Here is a 16,883-nt window from a genome sequence, read left to right on the forward strand (position 1 = left end):
GTGGACACCTGCCTGCACTCCGACGCCCTGGCCCTCACGGCCGGGCAGTGGGAGGAACTGTACGGCGCCGACCGCGCCGACCTGAGTCCTGGGTACGCGCGGTTCCGGGAATACATGGAGCCCGGTGATCCGGTACTGCTGACCGCGGCGGACGACAGTGGCGTCTGCGCGGCACTGCACGGTGCGCTGACCACGCCGGCCTCCGGGTTGTTCAGCCACCCGTGGAAGCTGCTCACCTCCGAACAGTTGCGCCGCCCCGAGGAGGGCGACGCCGAGCGGGCCGCCGAGAACCACGCCGATGCACTGAGCACGGTCACGGGCCAGACCGACGGGTCGGTACCCGACGCTGCCGCGCTGACCGCCGTACTCGGTGAGGCAGTGGTGTTCCGGAGTTTTGACTCCAGCGAAGCCGGACTGCGGGCCGACCTCGACGGCCCGAAGCGGCAGCACGCCCTGCGTGCCCTGCTCGCGCACGCCCAGCAAGCCGTTCGCGACGGTGCGGCCGGTGCCGTCTGTGTGCCTTTCGTACGCGCCGACGACGAGGTCCTGCGCACCGCCCTGGCCCACTGCGGCTTCCGAGGCGCGGTTCTGACCGCCGTCACCGAGTTCGACCTGCGGGGGGTCTCCTCCTACGAGGAATACCTGGCCGCGCTCCCCAGTCGTCGCCGCCGCCTGCACCGCAAGGAGGAACAGGCCCTGACCAACTCGGGACTGAGGCTGGACTCCTGGTCGCTGGCCGACCATGTGGAAAGGATCGCGGCGCTGGAGGCCCGCAACATCGCCAAGCACGGCGGACAGCCCGACCCACCAGCGCTGGTCGCGGCGCGCACTGCCATGGCCGCCCTCCTCGGCGACCGCATCCGTGTCCCCGTGGCACTCGACGAAACAGGGGAACCGGCGGCGTGCGGCATCCACATGACCGACACCCAGGGCTACTGCATTCTCATGTACGGCGCGGACGCGTCCGTCTCTGACGGAGCACCCGTCTACCCCTGCCTGACCTTCTACGAACCGCTGCGCCACGCGGCGCGGCACGGACTGCGCACCGTACGCCTCGGCTTCGAGGCGTACAGCGCCAAACTGCGGCGTGGCGCCAGGCCCCACCCACGGGAGACCTGGTTGTGGACCCCCGACCCCGGCCGGCTTTCCGCCCTGCACCGGGTGATGGAGTTCCTGGCCGCCCGTACGTCGACACATCTGGAACGTCTCACCGGTGAGCAGCACTGACCGAGAAAGAGGTTGACCGACCATGGTCGTTCGCCCTGGACCGTGTGACTGCGGCGTGACCGTCCTGCTGTCCGGCCTTCCGAGCGCGGGAAAGTCGACGATCGCGGGCTTACTCGCCGAGCGGCTGCGCGATGACGGATACCGCGTCGAGGTGCTGGACGGTGACGCGATGAGGGAGACGCTGTCGGCGGGTCTCGCTTTCAGCCGCGAAGACCGGCACGAGAATGTGCAGCGGATCGGCTTGATGGCCGAAATCCTCGCCCGCAACGGCGTGATCGTCCTTATGCCGGTCATCGCGCCCTACGCCGACAGCCGCAACGCCGTGCGCCAACGGCACATCAAGAGCGGTACGACCTTCCTCGAAGTCCACGTGGCGACCCCTCTCGAGGTCTGCGCGCAACGGGATGTGAAGGGCCTTTACGCTCGGCATCGGGCCGGCGAGCTCAAGGGACTCACCGGGGTGGACGACCCGTACGAGACACCCGAGGAACCGGACCTCGTCATCCCGGCGGACCGCCAGTCGGCCGCCGAATCGGCTTCGATGCTGATGGGCCTGCTCATAGAGAAACAGTTCGTTGCATGACCGCCACGGAACCGCGGCGGTTCACCGGCCTCAGCCACGTGGGCGCGCTGGAGTCCGAGGCGGTGCACATCTTCCGTGAGGTGGCGGGTGAGTTCGAGCGGCCGGTGATTCTGTTCTCCGGCGGTAAGGACTCCATTGTCATGCTGCACCTGGCGCTGAAGGCCTTCGCTCCGGCGCCGGTGCCCTTCCCGCTGCTGCACGTGGACACCGGGCACAACTTCCCCGAGGTCATCGACTACCGCGACCGTACGGTGGCGAAGCACGGCCTGCGGCTGTATGTCGCGTCCGTGCAGGACTACATCGACCAGGGTGTGCTCAAGGAGCGTCCGGACGGCACGCGGAACCCGCTGCAGACGTTGCCGCTGACCGAGAAGATCCGGTCCGAGAAGTTCGACGCCGTCTTCGGCGGCGGGCGCCGGGACGAGGAGAAGGCCCGGGCGAAGGAGCGGGTGTTCTCCCTGCGGGACGAGTTCTCGCAGTGGGACCCGCGACGCCAGCGCCCGGAGCTGTGGAACCTCTACAACGGGCGGCACGTTCCCGGTGAGCACGTGCGGGTGTTTCCGCTGTCCAACTGGACCGAGCTGGACGTGTGGCAGTACATCGCCCGCGAGGGCATCGAGTTGCCGGAGATCTACTTCGCGCACGAGCGTGAGGTGTTCCAGCGCGGCGGCATGTGGCTGACCGCCGGTGAGTGGGGCGGGCCGAAGGACGGCGAGACGGTCGAGAAGCGGGTTGTCCGTTACCGGACGGTGGGCGACATGTCCTGCACCGGTGCCGTCGATTCGGACGCGGTGACGCTGGATCAGGTCATCGTGGAGATCGCCGCGTCGCGTCTGACGGAGCGCGGTGCGACGCGTGCCGACGACAAGCTGTCCGAGGCCGCGATGGAAGACCGCAAGCGCGAGGGGTACTTCTAGGATGAAGAAGGGTGATGTGGTGTTGTCCGACGACCACACTTATGCGGCCGACCTCGCTCGGCGTGCCGGCGAGGTGCTGCTGGACGTGCGGGAGCGGAAGGGCTTCGCGGACGCGGCCGCTCTGCGCGCGGCGGGAGACCGCGCTTCGCAGGAATTCCTGGCCGCGCAACTCGCCACCTGCCGTCCCGGGGATGCCGTGCTCTCGGAGGAGGCGGCCGATTCACCCGCCCGACTCGACGCCACGCGGGTGTGGATCATCGACCCACTGGACGGGACGCGTGAGTACGCCGAGGAGGGCCGGGACGACTGGGCCGTCCACGTGGCCTTGTGGGAGCAGGGCAGCCTGACGGCCGGGGCGGTGGCCCTGCCTGCCCGCGGTCAGGTGTTCGCCACCCGGCCCTCGCCCGCGATGCCCCTGGCGAGCCACACCGGAGCCCCTCTCCGGATCGCGGTCAGCCGCACCAGGCCGCCGGCTTCGATCGCGAAGCTCAGTGCCGCCCTGGGGGCGGAGACGGTTCCGATGGGCTCGGCAGGGGTGAAGATCCTGGCGGTGGTCTGCGGCACGGTTGACGCCTACGTGCACGGAGGCGGCCAGTATGAATGGGACTCCGCGGCTCCCGTGGCCGTGGCGCTGTCCTCAGGCGCCCACGCGTCCCGACTGGATGGCTCGCCCTTGCTCTACAACCGGCATGACCCCCTCCTGCCGGACCTTGTGGTCTGCCGCCCGGACCTGGCGGAGCCGTTGCTGCGTGAGACAGCTCGCTTGGAGTGGTGAGCCCGGGCCTCCGATCAGGGCGGGGGGAGGACAACACCGGCGGCGCCGGTCAACGGATCGTCATCCCACTGGGACGCAGCGGCTACATCGGCCCGGGGACCGGTAGTCACCTTGAGGGATGCCGACGGCGCCGTGCGCAAGCACGATCTACACATGCTTCGGTGGCAGCACCTGCGCCGCAGACAGTCCTGTCGATGCCTGTCGATGCCTGTCGATGCCTGAGGAGGAAAAATGACTGTTGCAGCACTCGTCGCAACGCACAACAGGCGTGAACTTCTGAGGACCTGCCTCTCCGCACTGCTCGCGCAGACCTGGTCGTTGGACGAAATCCTGGTTGTCGACAACAACTCCTCCGATGGCACCGTGGACATGATCCGCCGCGAGTTTCCCTCTGTCAGCTTGGTGCGGAGTCCGACGAACGTCGGCGGCGCCGGTGGCTTTTCGATCGGGGTCGAGGTCCTGGCCGAGCGGGGACACAGCTTCGCATGGCTGATGGACGATGACGCCGTTCCCCGCCCTGATGCGCTGGATCCGTTGATGACGGCCATGGAGGAAGCAGAGGGCAGGCCCGGGTTCGTGGCATCGCGGGTCCTGTCGCCGGACGGAAACAGGCTTCGCACCCATGTCCCGCGCGAGATCCCCGCAGAGGAGAACGGCGGGCTGGTGACGCCCGCCAACACGTATCCAGCGGCACATTCGACCTTCGTGAGTGTTCTCGTCAATCTGGAAACAGCCCGGAGGACGTTTCTCCCCGTCTCTGATTTCTTCATCTGGTGGGACGACATCGAATACACAAGTCGCCTCCAGTCACTTGCCGGTGGCTTGGCGAGCGAGACCAGTGTCGTCGTTCATCCGGACAAGCTGGTATGTAAGGATCTCGGACCTCGGTTGCGCTACGATCTCCGCAACAGGATATGGATTCGTAAGTGCCATGAACTCAGCTCGTCCTGGGGGCGGGAGTTCGCGGCTCGCAATTTCTGGAGCGATATCTGGGAGCAGGCGGTGGTCGCGCGCCGGAAGGATCTCTTCCTCTGGCACATGACCCGAGGATTGCTCGAGGGCGTGCTCACGAGGCCACGCACGGCGATACTGAACCGTCCGGCTGATGTCGTGGAACTCGAATCGTAGAGAAACGGGCGGTTCACCGGCGGGACTTGATCTCAGCCCGAGTCTTCGGGAGAGCCGGGGGTGTCCAGGGGCTGCCCGTGCCCGTCGTGGAACAGAGCGGCGAACTCGCCGGTTCCCCGCGCGAGCAGTTCGGTCGGGGGGCCGTCGTCGACGACACGACCGTTGGAAACCACCAGGACCCGATCGGCGATCTCCACGGTCGACAGGCGGTGGGCGATGATCAAAGCGGTCCGGTCGGCAAGCAGAGAGCGCAGAGCTTTCTGCATCGACCTCTCCGTGGGGATGTCCAACGCGGACGTCGCCTCGTCCAGGATGAGCACGGCAGGGTCCATGAGGAACGCTCTGGCGAAGGCCACCATCTGCCGCTGGCCGGCCGACAGGCGCGTCCCGCGCTTGCGCACATCTGTGTCATAGCCCTGCGGGAGTGATCGGATGAATTCGTCGGCACCTACGGCACGTGCGGCAGCCTGAATCTCGTCCCGCGTGGCCCAAGGCCGTCCTATGGCGATGTTGTCCGCCAATGATCCAGTGAAAAGAAAGCCCTCCTGCGTGAGTAGGGTGACCGAACTCCGCAGATCTGCATCGGCCAACTCGCGCAGATCAATTCCGTCGAGCCGGACCTGTCCGTGTGTCGGGTCATAGAACCGGGCCATCAACTTGGCGATCGTGGACTTGCCGGCGCCTGTTGCGCCGAGCATGGCAACGACCTGCCCGGCTTCCAGGCGCAGTGAGAGCCCCGATATTTCCGGTGAGGCGGCTGACCGCTCGTCACGGTCAGCCCTCGAAGCACTTCGATATGAGAAGGACACATCCTCGAAGACCACCTCGCCCCTCGCTCGATGTTTCATCGCGACCGGTTTCGCCGGCTGGGCCACCAGAGGCTCTTCGGCGAGCACCTGAGCGATTCGCTCCGTGCCTGCCAGCGCCGCCTGTAAGGAGTCGAACGCCGATGGCAGGGCTGCGACAGGACCGAAGAACTGGGCCACGTAGAGCACAAACGTGGCGACAACCCCGACCTGCAGGCTGCCCGACGCCACCCGCAGACCGCCGACCACCACGACCGTAAGGGCAGCCAGGCTGAAGATCAGTTCCAGGCTGGGCCAGAAGACACCGCGGACCCGAAGGATGCGTGTTGCCACCGCCCGGAGCCGTTCGGTGTGCACTGCGAACAGTTCGTCGTTGCGGCGCTGCCGGCGGAACGCCTGTACGGCACGGATGGCGTTGAGTGACTCGACAACCTGCACCGTGGAGTCCGCGGTCGCCGCACGCTGCGCGCGGTAGGCCGGTGTCAGCGGTCGGATCTGCCAGGCGGTCAACAGGCCCAGAGGCAGGAGCGCAGCCAGGGTGACAGCAGCCAGACCGGGGTCAAGGATCAGCATGGCCACGCTCATCAGCACGATCACGAACACGGCCTGCAGCAGGTCGGTGAGCGTCACCCCGAGCAGAGCGGTCAGGGCTTCGGTGTCCGAGGTCTGGCGAGCGATCACCTGCCCGGAGTTCATGCTCTCGTGAAAGGGAACCGACAGACGCTGCAGGACACGAGCGAGCTCGGTTCGAAGCGTGAGGACGACGGACTGGCCGATACGTCCGGCACCTCTCACCCACACGAAGTGGAGGGCACCGGACGCAGCGGCGCAGCCGACGACAGCCGCACCGACAGCGGTCAGAGGCCCGTAGTCCGCTTCACGTGCGCGTGGCACGCCTACGTCGACAGCCACACCGACGAGCCAGGACGGGATGATGGTGAGCACGCTCTGGCCCACGGCCATGACGAGCAGCACGAGGATCCCCCGGCGATGGGGAAGGGCCAGCCTCATGAGTACCCGCCAGGCGCTGACGCCTCGCCCGGCGGCATCGAGACGCTCATCCACAAGATGCGCCCTTCCCCGATCGGACCTCATCGGTGTCCGCTGCTATGAGGACATGCCGGTACGCGGCGCTGCGTTCCATCAACTCGGTATGGCTTCCCACGTCGACGATGCGGCCGTCAGCCAGGACGGCCACCCGGTCAGCCAGCAGCGCGGTAGCGGGCCGACGTGCGACCACCAGAGTCGTGATCCCGCCGAGCGCTTCGCGCAGCCCACGCTCGATCGCTTCCTCGGTTGGAATGTCAAGAGCGGACATGGGGTCGTCCAGGACGAGGACGCGTGGCCCACCGAGCAGTGCTCGTGCCAGTGCGAGTCGTTGACGTTGCCCTCCCGACAAGGTCAGTCCCTGCTCTCCGACGACCGTGTCCAGACCGTCCGGCAGTCGGTACACGAACTCAGCTCGTGTCAGGGTGATGGCACGGCGCAGCTCCGCCTCCGTGATCCCGTCGCGGCCCAGCACCACGTTTTCCCGCACGGTTGCTGAGAACAGGGCCGCGTCCTCGAACGCCATGCCGATCGCCCCACGGAGATCGTCGAGTGCCAGATCGCGGACATCGTGCCCATCGATCAGTACCCGGCCCTCAGTGGGATCGGTCAACCGTCCCACCAAGTCGGCCATAACTGTCTTGCCGCTACCCGTAGCGCCCACGAGCGCCAGAGTCTCGCCCGCCTTGATCTCGAGGTCGACACCATCGAGTACCGGTGCCGACTCGCCCGGAAACCGGAATTCCACGCCTTCCAGACGGACTGCCAGCGCCGCGGACGGCGGCAGTACAACGGGGTGTGGCGGGTCTGTGATCGTGATCTCCGCGTCGAAGACCTCACCGATGCGGGTCAACGCGCTGACCGTCACCTGGAGGTGTGCCAGGAGGTTGCCCATGGTGCTGACGGGAGACAGCATGCGGAAGTAGAAGGTCGTGAATGCGACGAAGGATCCGGTGGACATGGAGCCTTGGGCAACCGCACCGCCGCCACCGACAACGATAAGGCTCAGTACGAGCAAGGGATAAGCGCTCAGATGCGCCTGGAATGTCGAGTTGAGACGGACCTTGTTCATCTCCGCTTCGTACACAGCACGGGCAGCCCGGTCGAACCGGCCGGCTGCGAAGGCCCGCCCTCCGAGTGACGTCAGCACGCGCACTCCCAACGCGCACTCTTCGGTGACGGTGGCCAGGTGACCGGCGCGATCCTGCGCGACGCGGGCGGCGCGGCCGTAGCGGTTCCGGAACCGGCCGCTCGCCACCCCTACGGGGACCACGGCCACGACGACGACCATGCCCAGAACGGGATGGATCGCCACCAGCATGGTTGCCGTGACGACGAGCATGACGGCGTTGGAGATCAGAAAGACAGACGTGAGATGGTGGAACTGGCCGATCTGCGCGACGTCGCTGAACACGCGCGAGACCGCGTGGCCGCTGCCCTGCCGATCGTGATACTGGGCGGGAAGGCGCTGAAGCCGTCGGAACATATCCCGGCGCAGGGCCTTCTCAACCTGGGCCGAATCAGTCGCCGGCCAGCGGCGGAGGACGTAACAGAACGTCTGTACGGCTGCCAGTCCCAACAGCAGCAGGGCGAAGCTCCACATACCTTCGCGATCACCGTGCCGGATGGGCCCGTCGATCATATGGGCGAAAACGAACGGCGTCACTGTTTGGGCGACGAGGCTCAGCACGTCGCCGACCACCATCACGACCAGACCGCGCCGGTATGGGCGCAGCCATGGCCACAGTCTGCGCAGTGCGCCGAGGAGTGAGGCGGTGTCAGTTGTCATCGGGCGCCCCAGTGGTCGGAGTTCCATCACCGGTTTGCGGTGAGACGGGGCATCAGGCGATTGTCGAACATCTGCAGTGCGGAGGCGATCGCCATGTGCATATCGAGGTACTGGTAGGTGCCGAGCCGCCCGCCGAAGAAGACGCCTGTCTCCGCCTGGGCGAGCCTTCGATAACGAGTGATCGCTTTGCGGTCCGTCGGAGAATTTATGGGATAGTAAGGCTCGTCGTCCTCTCCCGCGAACCTGGAAAACTCCCGCATGATCACGGTCCTGTCCACCGGATAGTCACGCTCTGGGTGCAGGTGCCGGAATTCGTGTATCCGTGTGAAGTCGACGTCCAGATCCGCATAGTTCATCACCGACGTCCCCTGATAGTCGCCGACCGGCACGACCTCGGTCTCGAAATCCAGCGTACGCCAGCCCAGCCTGCCCTCAGAGAATTCGAAATACCGATCTATCGGTCCTGTGTAGACGATCGGTACACCCTTCGGGACCCTGCTTCGTTCTGCGAAGAAGTCCACTCCGAGCTGCACCTCGATGTTGCGATGCGCGGACATGCGCTCCATCCAGGCCGTGTAGCCGTCGAGCGGGAGTCCCTCATACGTGTCCGAGAAGTATCTCCCGTCGAAGGTGTAGCGGACGGGAAGTCGCCCTATCGTCTCGCCTGGAAGCTCGCACGGATCGGTCTGCCATTGCTTGGCGGTGTAGTTGCGGATGAACGCCTCGTAGAGCGGTCGGCCGATCGAGGATATGGCCTTGCCCTCCAGGGTGCCGGTATCCAGTTCCTGGACCTTCTGAGTGTTGATCAGGTCACGTGCATCGCCCGGCGACAGCACCTTCCCGAAGTAGCTGCACATGGTGGCGAGGTTGATCGGCATGGGGTAAATCATGCCGTCATGGACTGAGAAGACCCGATGCCGGTAGTCGGTGAACTCGGTGAATTTTCTCGCGTACCTCCAGACGCGTTCGTTGGAGGTGTGAAAGATGTGCGACCCGTAACGGTGCACTTCAATCTTGGTCTCGGGATCCGTTTCGCTGTACGCGTTGCCGCCAATGTGTGTACGTCGGTCGAGCACCGTAACGCGCAGGCCGAGTTCCGAGGCGCAACGCTCAGCGACGGTAAGGCCGAAGAGTCCTGCGCCGACAATGAGGACATCCATGTACCACTCCAGATGGGGCAGATGATTCGATAGCGCCCTGCTTGTCGACGGGAACTAGGTGAAGCTGACCGGCGTCGCGAGGCCGGCGCGGAAGGCGAAGGAAACCAGCTCGGTCCGATCGCGCAAGTGCAGCTTCTGACGGATTCGGTACAGATGGGTTCGGATCGTGGACATGCTGATGAACAGGGAATGCGCCGCGTCATCCAGCGACTTCCCGCTGGCCAACGTCACGAGTATCTCTCGCTCGCGCGGCGTGAGATTCTGTGCTCGTACCTGCAGAGCGATGTCGACACTGACGGTTCTCTCCCTGAGCCACTGGATCAGGCCGCCGACCAACGCGGCCGTGAGGTAGATGCTCCCGTTCGCCACCGTCTTGACGGCACGCACCATTTCCGTGGCATCCACGTCTCCCATGACGACTCCGCAGGCACCAAGCTCGAGGAGCGCGTTGACCCCCTCGATATCCGTGTCGTGGGAGACGGCGAGCACGGGCAGAAGGGCCGGCGCACCGCACCCCAGGAGGCGGACCGCCTCGGCCAACTCGTCGTTCTGCCCGGGAAAGTCGACGACCACGAGATCAGGAGGCCTTGTGCGGCAGGCGGCCAGGTTGCCGCGCGGGCTGGTTGTCACGTGCCCCACCGACACCCCCGGCGCATCAGTCAGCATGGAACGCAGACCTTCACGGGTAATCGCTCGCGATGCGCAGATCGCGACCTCAATGTCCATCGAAGCCCCTACGAAATAAGTCGAGTTCGATCTCGGGCCAGGACGTTCCTGCCGCAGGGCTTGATGATGTCCGGCGGCCGATCGGGGTCAGTGAGACGAGTTGTCGCGTTACAAGATCCGGAATGCTAGCCGTCACGCTGAAACAGCGTCAACCTCACGTAGGGGGGCGATGAGATTGCGTGGTGTCGGAATCACGCATGGCGGAGATACGACGGAACATGGCGCTTCCCCTGCTCGAGTCGGGCCTGTGCAAGATACAGCCATGCCATCTTCCGCTTACAGTCAGCTGACTGGACAGCGACGGCGGCCAGGTGCGAGACCAGGCCTGCAGGGCCTCGCTCTGCCTCGACGGCGTCGTTCGCTGACCCTGCCCCGGCAAGCGGAGAGCCGTTCCTGACCTGGTGCGGCGCACATTCCACTTCCTCGCACCCGACGCGCTGTGCGCGACATGACGGAGATCGACACCGGCGAGCCGCAGTCGACGGGAATTGCGTTCGAATGGATCATCCGGAAAGCACGAGCCCGCGCCGATCACGAAGTCCGGGCGGCATGACCAACGTCTCTGCGCACCCAGGGGATTGACACTGTGAAGGCAGTACATCGGACATCTTCATCCCTCTCACCGGTTCAGGCTGTTCGCTTCTACGACAGCACTTTGCGTGATGGTGCTCAGGCCCCTGGAGTAGCTTTCGACAGGGGCCAGCAGTTACACATTGCCAAGGCGCTGGACGAGTTGGGCGTAGACGAGATAGAAACCGGGTTCGCGGCTTCCGGCCCCAAGCAGCGAGATGACATGCGGGCCATCGCGGAACTTGGCCTCAAGGCGCGTCTTCTGTCGCTCGCAAGGCCGCTCAAGGTTGATATCGAGCGTGCCTTGGAAGCGGGCGTGGGCGGCGTGATCCTGGTCGCCAGTATTTCCGACGCGCACCTTGAGTACAAGCTACGCAGAGACTACGCGGACGTACTCGGGCAGGCACTCGAGGCCATTGAGTACGCTCGCTCACGCGGCCTATTCGTGCAGCTCTCGTTGGAGGATGCCACCCGCACTCCGCTGCACAGACTTCTTGACCTGGCCAAGCGGAGCGAGGATCACGGAGCGATGCGCATCGGCCTGGCAGACACGGTCGGCGTCGCCACCCCGCCCTCCATGCGGCAGTTGGTCGCTGCGGTCCGCGAGACGGTGGCCATCCCGATCTCGGCCCACTGCCACAACGACTTCGGGCTGGCGGTGGCGAACTCGTTGGCCGCCGTGGAAGGCGGCGCGGATGTGCTCTCCACAACGCAGAACGGCCTGGGCGAACGGTGCGGGAACGCAAGCACCGAGGAGTGCGCCGCCGCACTCGAACTTCTCTACGGCATACGTACTCATGTACGCCTTGAGCTTCTGGCAGCCACGTCGCAACTGGTCGCGGAGTGCAGCGGGGTGGCGATTCCGCCCAACAAGGGCGTCGTCGGCGGTAACAGTTTCCGTCACGAGTCCGGCATCCACGTCGCCGCGATGCTCCGGCATCCCGCCTGCTATGAGGCATATGACCCTGAGATCGTTGGCGGACGCCGTGAGTACGTGCTGGGAAAGACGAGTGGGCGAGCGGCCCTTCGCCATTTGGCCGGCAGCGTGGGCGAGAACCTGACGGACGAGCAGTGCAGTCAGGTGCTTGACGAGGTCAAGCTCCTTGCCGAGAGCAGAACGCCGATCGACTCGGAAGCCGTCCAGCTACTCATCAAGGGGCACCAGACCTCATGACCATGACTCAGCGGATCCTGTCGGCTGCGGCAGGACGGCCCGTGGAGACCGGCGACATCGTGGTGGTCGGAGTGGACCGGATCATGGCCCATGACGGATCAGCCCCCGTCGTGGCCCGTGCCTTGGCCAAACACGGCATCGACAAGCTGGCCGCCGCAGATCGAGCCGTCGTGGTGTTCGACCACTACTATCCGGCAGCCACCGAGGCTGAGGCCGATCTCCAGGCGGTGGCACGGGAGTTTGCCGAACACTACGACATCCCCTTGTACGCCGGCCTGGGCATCTCGCACCAGCTGCTCCCGGAACTGGGGTTGGTCCCTCCCGGCGGCGTAGTGGTCGGCGGGGACTCCCACACGTGCACCGGTGGTGCCTTCGGCGCGTTCGCCACTGGGCTCGGTGCCACCGACGTGGCATCTGTCCTCGCCACCGGACGCCTGTGGATCGAGGTCCCGGAGACACTGACCGTCAGGCTTGAAGGAAGGGTCCCCGACGAGGTCGACTTCCATGACGCCGTGCTCCACATCGTCGGCTTGATCGGCGTACGAGGGGCCTTGGGACGCGTTCTCGAATTCGTCGGGCCCGGGGTCGGTGGTCTGTCCGTCCCCGAGCGGATGAAGCTGTGCAATCACGCAGTGGAGATGGGCGCGGTTGCCGGCCTGATCGGCGTCGACGAGACGAGCGAGCGCTGGCTGGCGGAACGGGGTGCGGACCTCAGCGCCGTGGACCTGGCCCGGCACGACGCCGTGGGTGAGGTGTCCGACCTCACCGTGGACCTGGGCGCGGTCAGGCGGATGCTCGCGCTTCCCGCCAAACCCGACAACGTGGTCTCACTGGCCGAGGCGGAAATCCCGCACATCGACCAGGTCTTCATCGGCTCCTGCGCCGGCGGACGGCTCGAGGATCTGCGACAGGCCGCAGCCGTACTGAGCGATGCCTCCGTGGCGAAGGGAGTACGACTGCTGATCGCCCCGGCGTCGGCCGAGATACAGGAACAGGCCATGGCCGATGGCACCTTGAGAACGCTCCTCAAGGCCGGCGCGACCCTCCTTCCCCCTGGCTGTGGGGCGTGCCTGGGGCGTGCCGGGACACTTCGCGCAGGCGATGTGGCAGTGACCACACAGAACCGCAACTTCGTCGGGCGGGCCGGCAGCTCGCGGTCCGAGCTGTACCTGGCATCCCCGGCCACCGCGGCTCGCGCAGCCCTGGACGGTCGAATCTCCCGGGAGGAAGGTGACCCGCGATGAGTCTGCAGGGGAGGGTCTTCAGGCTGCCCGCGGACGTGTGGTCCGATGTCAACACCGACGTGATGCTGCCAGGTGCCTATCTGCGCCTGCCGGAAGAGCAGTTGGGGGACTACGCCTTCCACGGTGTGCTGCCCGGTTTCAGGGAGCGGTTGAACGGTGCGACCGTCCTGGTCGGAGGCTCGAACATGGGCTGCGGATCAAGCCGTGAGCAGGCGCCCAAAGCGTTGCTCGGGGCCGGGATCCAGCTGATCGTGGCACAGAGCTTCGGCTCCATCTTCTTCCGCAACGCGCTCAACCTGGGTCTGGCGCTGCTGCGCGTCGAGGACGTCCGGCTCCTGGAACCGCTGCGTACGGGGACCACCGTCCAGGCAGATCTCGCCGAGGGACTGCTCACCACCGATGCGGGCGTGGTCGTCCAGGGGCGTCCCCTGGGTGAGTATCTCCAGCTGATCGTCTCCACCGGGGGCGTTCTGCGTCTGCTGGCGGAGCGGCCGGACGCGTTGACATGACGCCGCCTGTCGGTCCCGCTGCCTGGCTGGCCCACTGGGCTCGCCACACCCCGTCCGCGCCGGCGTTCATCACCCCCTCCGGAGGGCGGTTGACCTTTCGGGAGTTGGACCAGCGGGTCGATGCGGTCTGTGCGGCACTCGCCGGTCGCGATGTCGGAAGGGACGCGCTGATCTGTGTCCAGACCCCCGATCCTCTGGAGACGCGGCTGCTGAGACTCGCCGCCAACCGGTACGGCATCGCCGACGTGCTTCTCGACCCTGCCGCCCCCCGGGCGGAGGTCTCCCGGCGCCTGGAGGTGCTCGGCGACGGTGCGATGTTCATCGACGCGGACCAGGCAGCGGCGATATGTGCCAGCCCGTTCACTCCGTTCCGAGCGGTGCCCGAAGCGAAGCGTCCCGCGCGGGTCCTGTTCACCACCGGCAGCACCGGAAGCCCCCGCGCCGTGCTTCATCGCAACCGTCACCTCGAGAGCGCCTCTTGCTCCAACGCGACCGCACGTGGCCTGCGTTCGGACGATCTCGTGCTCGCGGCGCTCCCGCCCCACCATGCCGCCGGGTCCCTCTTCGAGGACACCGCGCTGCTCGTCGGGGCGGCCGTAGCCCTGATGCGACTGGACTCCGACACCGCCTCGAACCGTCTGACGAAGGCATTGCGCCGGCACCGCCCCACCGTGCTGACCGTCGTCCCGTCACTCATACGAGACCTTGTGAACGACCGCGACGGCATCGCGGCACTGAGCGTGCTCCGATTGCTGAACTACGCCGGTGAGACTGCTTCTTCGGACCTGGTCGAACGGCTCACGCGGGCCTTCCCCGGTGAGCTGTATCGGGGGTACGGGTTGACGGAGGCCGGCCCGATCGTGGCCGTGCTGAACGATGAGGATCACCGCTGTGGTACCCCGCCCCCCACCGCTCTGGGACGGCCTGCTCCAGGTGTGGCGGTCCGACTACGCGCCATGAGCGACGGTTCTTGTGAACTCCTCGTGCGATCAGGCCATGTGATGGAGCGATACCTCAACGATCCGGAAGCCACCGCGAGAGCGGTGCGGGATGGCTGGCTGCATACCGGCGACCTGGTGTCCATGGAGCACGGCCTGCTGATCCACAACGGTCGGCTCGGTTCCAGGATCCGCAGCGGGGCCGAGTGGATCGACCTGGACGAGGTCCGACGCGCCCTGGAGCGTACTCCTTGCGTCACTTCCGCTGCCGTGGTGGCGATCGCCAGCGCGCGATGGGGGCAACGCCCGGTGGCCTTTGTCACCGGCACAGGCGAACTCGACCTTTCGTACGTGCAAGAGCATCTGGCGGGTGAACTGGCCCGTTTCAAGCGGCCGGACCAGATCCGTGTCCTCACTCAACTCCCGAGAACGGCCGCAGGGAAGGTCGACCAGGACCTCCTGCGCCGCATGGCCGACTGATACATCGCGTCGCAGCCCGTACGCGTTGCGATCCTGCCTGCCCAACAGAAGGAGCACGATGAGTTCAACCGTTCTCGCGATCGACCTCGCACCGGGCTTGATCCGGCCGGCGGACGCTCGAATCGCCATCATCGCCAACGCCTTCCAGACAGTGGACGAGACTCTCGCCCACTACCGCATGTCGGCCGATGACGAGGCAGCACTCAACCGCAACAACGAATTCTACCTGGAACGCTATCGGGCCATGATCCCGACGATAGAAGGAGAACGCCGTGAGATTGTGGACGCGGCGAACTCGATCAGGAGCGCGGCCGGCCAGTGCTCCCTGATCGAGGAGCACAACTCCTGCTCCCTCAACGGGGTGTATCTCTACAGCTTCCTCTCCCGCAACGGATACCAGGGGAAGGTCGAGCTCATCGACAACCTCGATCTGGAGCCCGAGCGTGCCCGTTCGGTCGTGACCGAGAGCGACATCGTCCTGCTTTCGACGACCTTCATCACCAGCGTCGACACGATCGTCCGGTTGGCCCGGCTCATGAAGGACTGGAATCCGCGGGCGAAGGTCATCGTCGGAGGTGCGAAGCTCACGCAGTACGCCGACGAGTCGGAGATCGTCGGCGCCGCTGAGGCCGCCGATGCCTTGGTGCTCTCCCCGAACGGGGAGAAGACCCTGCTCCGGATGATCCCGCGGCTGATGGAGGGCCGGTCCCCCGAAGGCCTCCAGAACGTGGCCTACCACGACGGAGAGTTCCGCCGCACTTCCCGCAACGCTCCGGACGGAGTGGACATCGACGCTCACTACGTCCGCTGGGCGGAACTGCCGTCATCGATCGTGCGGTCTTCGCTGAACCTGCGCACCGGGCGTGGCTGTCCGTTCAAGTGCAAGTTCTGTACTTTCCCCAGCTACAACGACCAGAAGGTCGACCTCATGTCGACCGACACCGTCATCGCCCAGCTCCGCGAGATTCAGCGGATGCCCGCGGTGAAGTCGATCCGCTTTGTCGACGACACGCTGTTCCTGAACCGCAAGCACCTGATCTCGGTGTGCCAGGGCATGATCGACATCGGGTTCTCGCTGCCCTGGACGGCGTATCTGCGCTCCACGACGCTGACCGACGAAGCCTGCCGCTACCTCAGCGAGGCCGGATGCAAGCTGGTCCTGGTCGGTGTCGAGTCGGCTGACCAAACCGTCCTGGACAACATGCTCAAGGGCACGAAGGAAGCCCACAACTGGAACGCCGCTGCCAATCTTGCGAAGTACGGCATTCTGGGCTTCGCATTCATCCTGCATGGGTTCCCCGGAGAGACGCGGAAATCGGTCGACAAGACCATCGACTTCCTGAACAACTCGGGGATCCAGTCGTACGTCCACTCCCCGCTCTTCGTATTCCCCAACTCCCCGGTGGCCAGGGAAGCCAAGAATTTCGGTCTGACCGGCGGCTTCAACGACTGGTCGCACCCGACGATGGACTGCCGGACCGCGATCGAGGAGTCGTCCCGGATCTTCCAGGAGGTCACCAGGGCCGGATACATCGATCGGGGCTCATCCGTGACCAAGATTCTGCTCGACCACGGCTATTCCGTCGATCAGGTGCAGCACATGGCGATCAGCCACAACCAGATCGCGCGTGACCAGATCAATGGCTCCTCGACCACCGAGTCGCTCGCGGCCTTCCGCCGAATGGCTCTGGAGCAGAACCTCGGAGTCTCCGCGGTCGGTGAATTCACCTCTCCGTACTCCCGTGTCGGCGGCGTCCAGCACATCAACTCCTCGGCCCGATACTGACGTTCGTACTGGTACTGGAGTCAA

At 65.7% G+C, this 16,883-nt stretch carries 14 protein-coding genes; 10 read left to right on the plus strand and 4 right to left on the minus strand.

From position 1 onward, the window contains the following. The 5 genes from ACZ6TU_RS16475 (at position 1) to ACZ6TU_RS16495 (ending at position 4,630) form a co-directional block, all read left to right on the plus strand. Positions 1-1,227, plus strand: coding sequence for a GNAT family N-acetyltransferase (locus ACZ6TU_RS16475; RefSeq protein ID WP_467670124.1), 1,227 nt, complete (start codon positions 1-3; stop codon positions 1,225-1,227). A gap of 22 nt (positions 1,228-1,249) precedes the next feature. Beyond that, complete coding sequence (cysC, locus tag ACZ6TU_RS16480) at positions 1,250-1,810, plus strand: adenylyl-sulfate kinase (protein WP_467670126.1); 561 nt, start codon at positions 1,250-1,252, stop codon at positions 1,808-1,810. Next, positions 1,807-2,727, plus strand: coding sequence for a sulfate adenylyltransferase subunit CysD (gene cysD, locus ACZ6TU_RS16485; protein ID WP_467670128.1), 921 nt, complete (start codon positions 1,807-1,809; stop codon positions 2,725-2,727). The genes cysC and cysD overlap by 4 nt, the downstream gene beginning before the upstream one ends. Position 2,728: 1 nt before the next feature. Next, positions 2,729-3,502, plus strand: a complete 774-nt coding sequence (locus ACZ6TU_RS16490) for a 3'(2'),5'-bisphosphate nucleotidase CysQ (protein WP_467670130.1) — start codon at positions 2,729-2,731, stop codon at positions 3,500-3,502. Positions 3,503-3,733: 231 nt separating this feature from the next. Then, positions 3,734-4,630 carry a glycosyltransferase family 2 protein gene (locus ACZ6TU_RS16495; RefSeq protein WP_469548977.1) on the plus strand — a complete coding sequence of 299 codons (897 nt, stop codon included), beginning with the start codon at positions 3,734-3,736 and terminating at the stop codon, positions 4,628-4,630. A 32-nt stretch (positions 4,631-4,662) separates the two neighbouring features. Here the strand turns inward: ACZ6TU_RS16495 and ACZ6TU_RS16500 are convergent, their stop codons facing one another. From ACZ6TU_RS16500 to ACZ6TU_RS16515, 4 genes are read right to left on the minus strand one after another with little or no spacing between them, the layout of a single operon-like run. Beyond that, entirely contained in the window at positions 4,663-6,501 is a 1,839-nt protein-coding gene (locus tag ACZ6TU_RS16500; RefSeq protein WP_469548980.1) for an ABC transporter ATP-binding protein, read from the minus strand. Beyond that, positions 6,494-8,272, minus strand: a complete 1,779-nt coding sequence (locus tag ACZ6TU_RS16505) for an ABC transporter ATP-binding protein (RefSeq protein ID WP_467670136.1) — start codon at positions 8,270-8,272, stop codon at positions 6,494-6,496. Before ACZ6TU_RS16505 ends, ACZ6TU_RS16500 begins: the two co-directional genes overlap by 8 nt. 26 nt (positions 8,273-8,298) lie before the next feature. Continuing rightward, on the minus strand, positions 8,299-9,432 hold the full coding sequence (gene glf, locus ACZ6TU_RS16510) for a UDP-galactopyranose mutase (protein WP_467670138.1): 1,134 nt from the start codon (positions 9,430-9,432) through the stop codon (positions 8,299-8,301). 54 nt (positions 9,433-9,486) lie between these two features. Further along, positions 9,487-10,158, minus strand: a complete 672-nt coding sequence (locus ACZ6TU_RS16515) for a response regulator transcription factor (RefSeq protein WP_467670140.1) — start codon at positions 10,156-10,158, stop codon at positions 9,487-9,489. A 586-nt stretch (positions 10,159-10,744) separates the two neighbouring features. Between ACZ6TU_RS16515 and ACZ6TU_RS16520 the strand changes: the two genes are divergently transcribed. From ACZ6TU_RS16520 to ACZ6TU_RS16540, 5 genes are read left to right on the plus strand one after another with little or no spacing between them, the layout of a single operon-like run. After that, positions 10,745-11,902 (plus strand): homocitrate synthase/isopropylmalate synthase family protein, encoded by a 1,158-nt coding sequence (locus tag ACZ6TU_RS16520; RefSeq protein ID WP_467670141.1) that lies wholly within the window; start codon positions 10,745-10,747, stop codon positions 11,900-11,902. Further along, positions 11,899-13,146 (plus strand): aconitase/3-isopropylmalate dehydratase large subunit family protein, encoded by a 1,248-nt coding sequence (locus ACZ6TU_RS16525; protein ID WP_467670143.1) that lies wholly within the window; start codon positions 11,899-11,901, stop codon positions 13,144-13,146. Before ACZ6TU_RS16520 ends, ACZ6TU_RS16525 begins: the two co-directional genes overlap by 4 nt. Then, complete coding sequence (locus ACZ6TU_RS16530; RefSeq protein WP_467670145.1) at positions 13,143-13,655, plus strand: LeuD/DmdB family oxidoreductase small subunit; 513 nt, start codon at positions 13,143-13,145, stop codon at positions 13,653-13,655. The genes ACZ6TU_RS16525 and ACZ6TU_RS16530 overlap by 4 nt, the downstream gene beginning before the upstream one ends. Continuing rightward, positions 13,652-15,073: a class I adenylate-forming enzyme family protein gene (locus ACZ6TU_RS16535; RefSeq protein ID WP_469548987.1), complete on the plus strand. Its 1,422-nt coding sequence runs from the start codon at positions 13,652-13,654 to the stop codon at positions 15,071-15,073. Before ACZ6TU_RS16530 ends, ACZ6TU_RS16535 begins: the two co-directional genes overlap by 4 nt. Before the next feature lie 58 nt (positions 15,074-15,131). After that, the gene (locus ACZ6TU_RS16540; protein WP_467670149.1) at positions 15,132-16,859 is read left to right on the plus strand and encodes a B12-binding domain-containing radical SAM protein; all 1,728 of its coding nucleotides are present in this window, start codon (positions 15,132-15,134) and stop codon (positions 16,857-16,859) included. Positions 16,860-16,883 lie beyond the last annotated feature (24 nt).

The organism is Streptomyces sp. NPDC052064 (assembly GCF_055585925.1).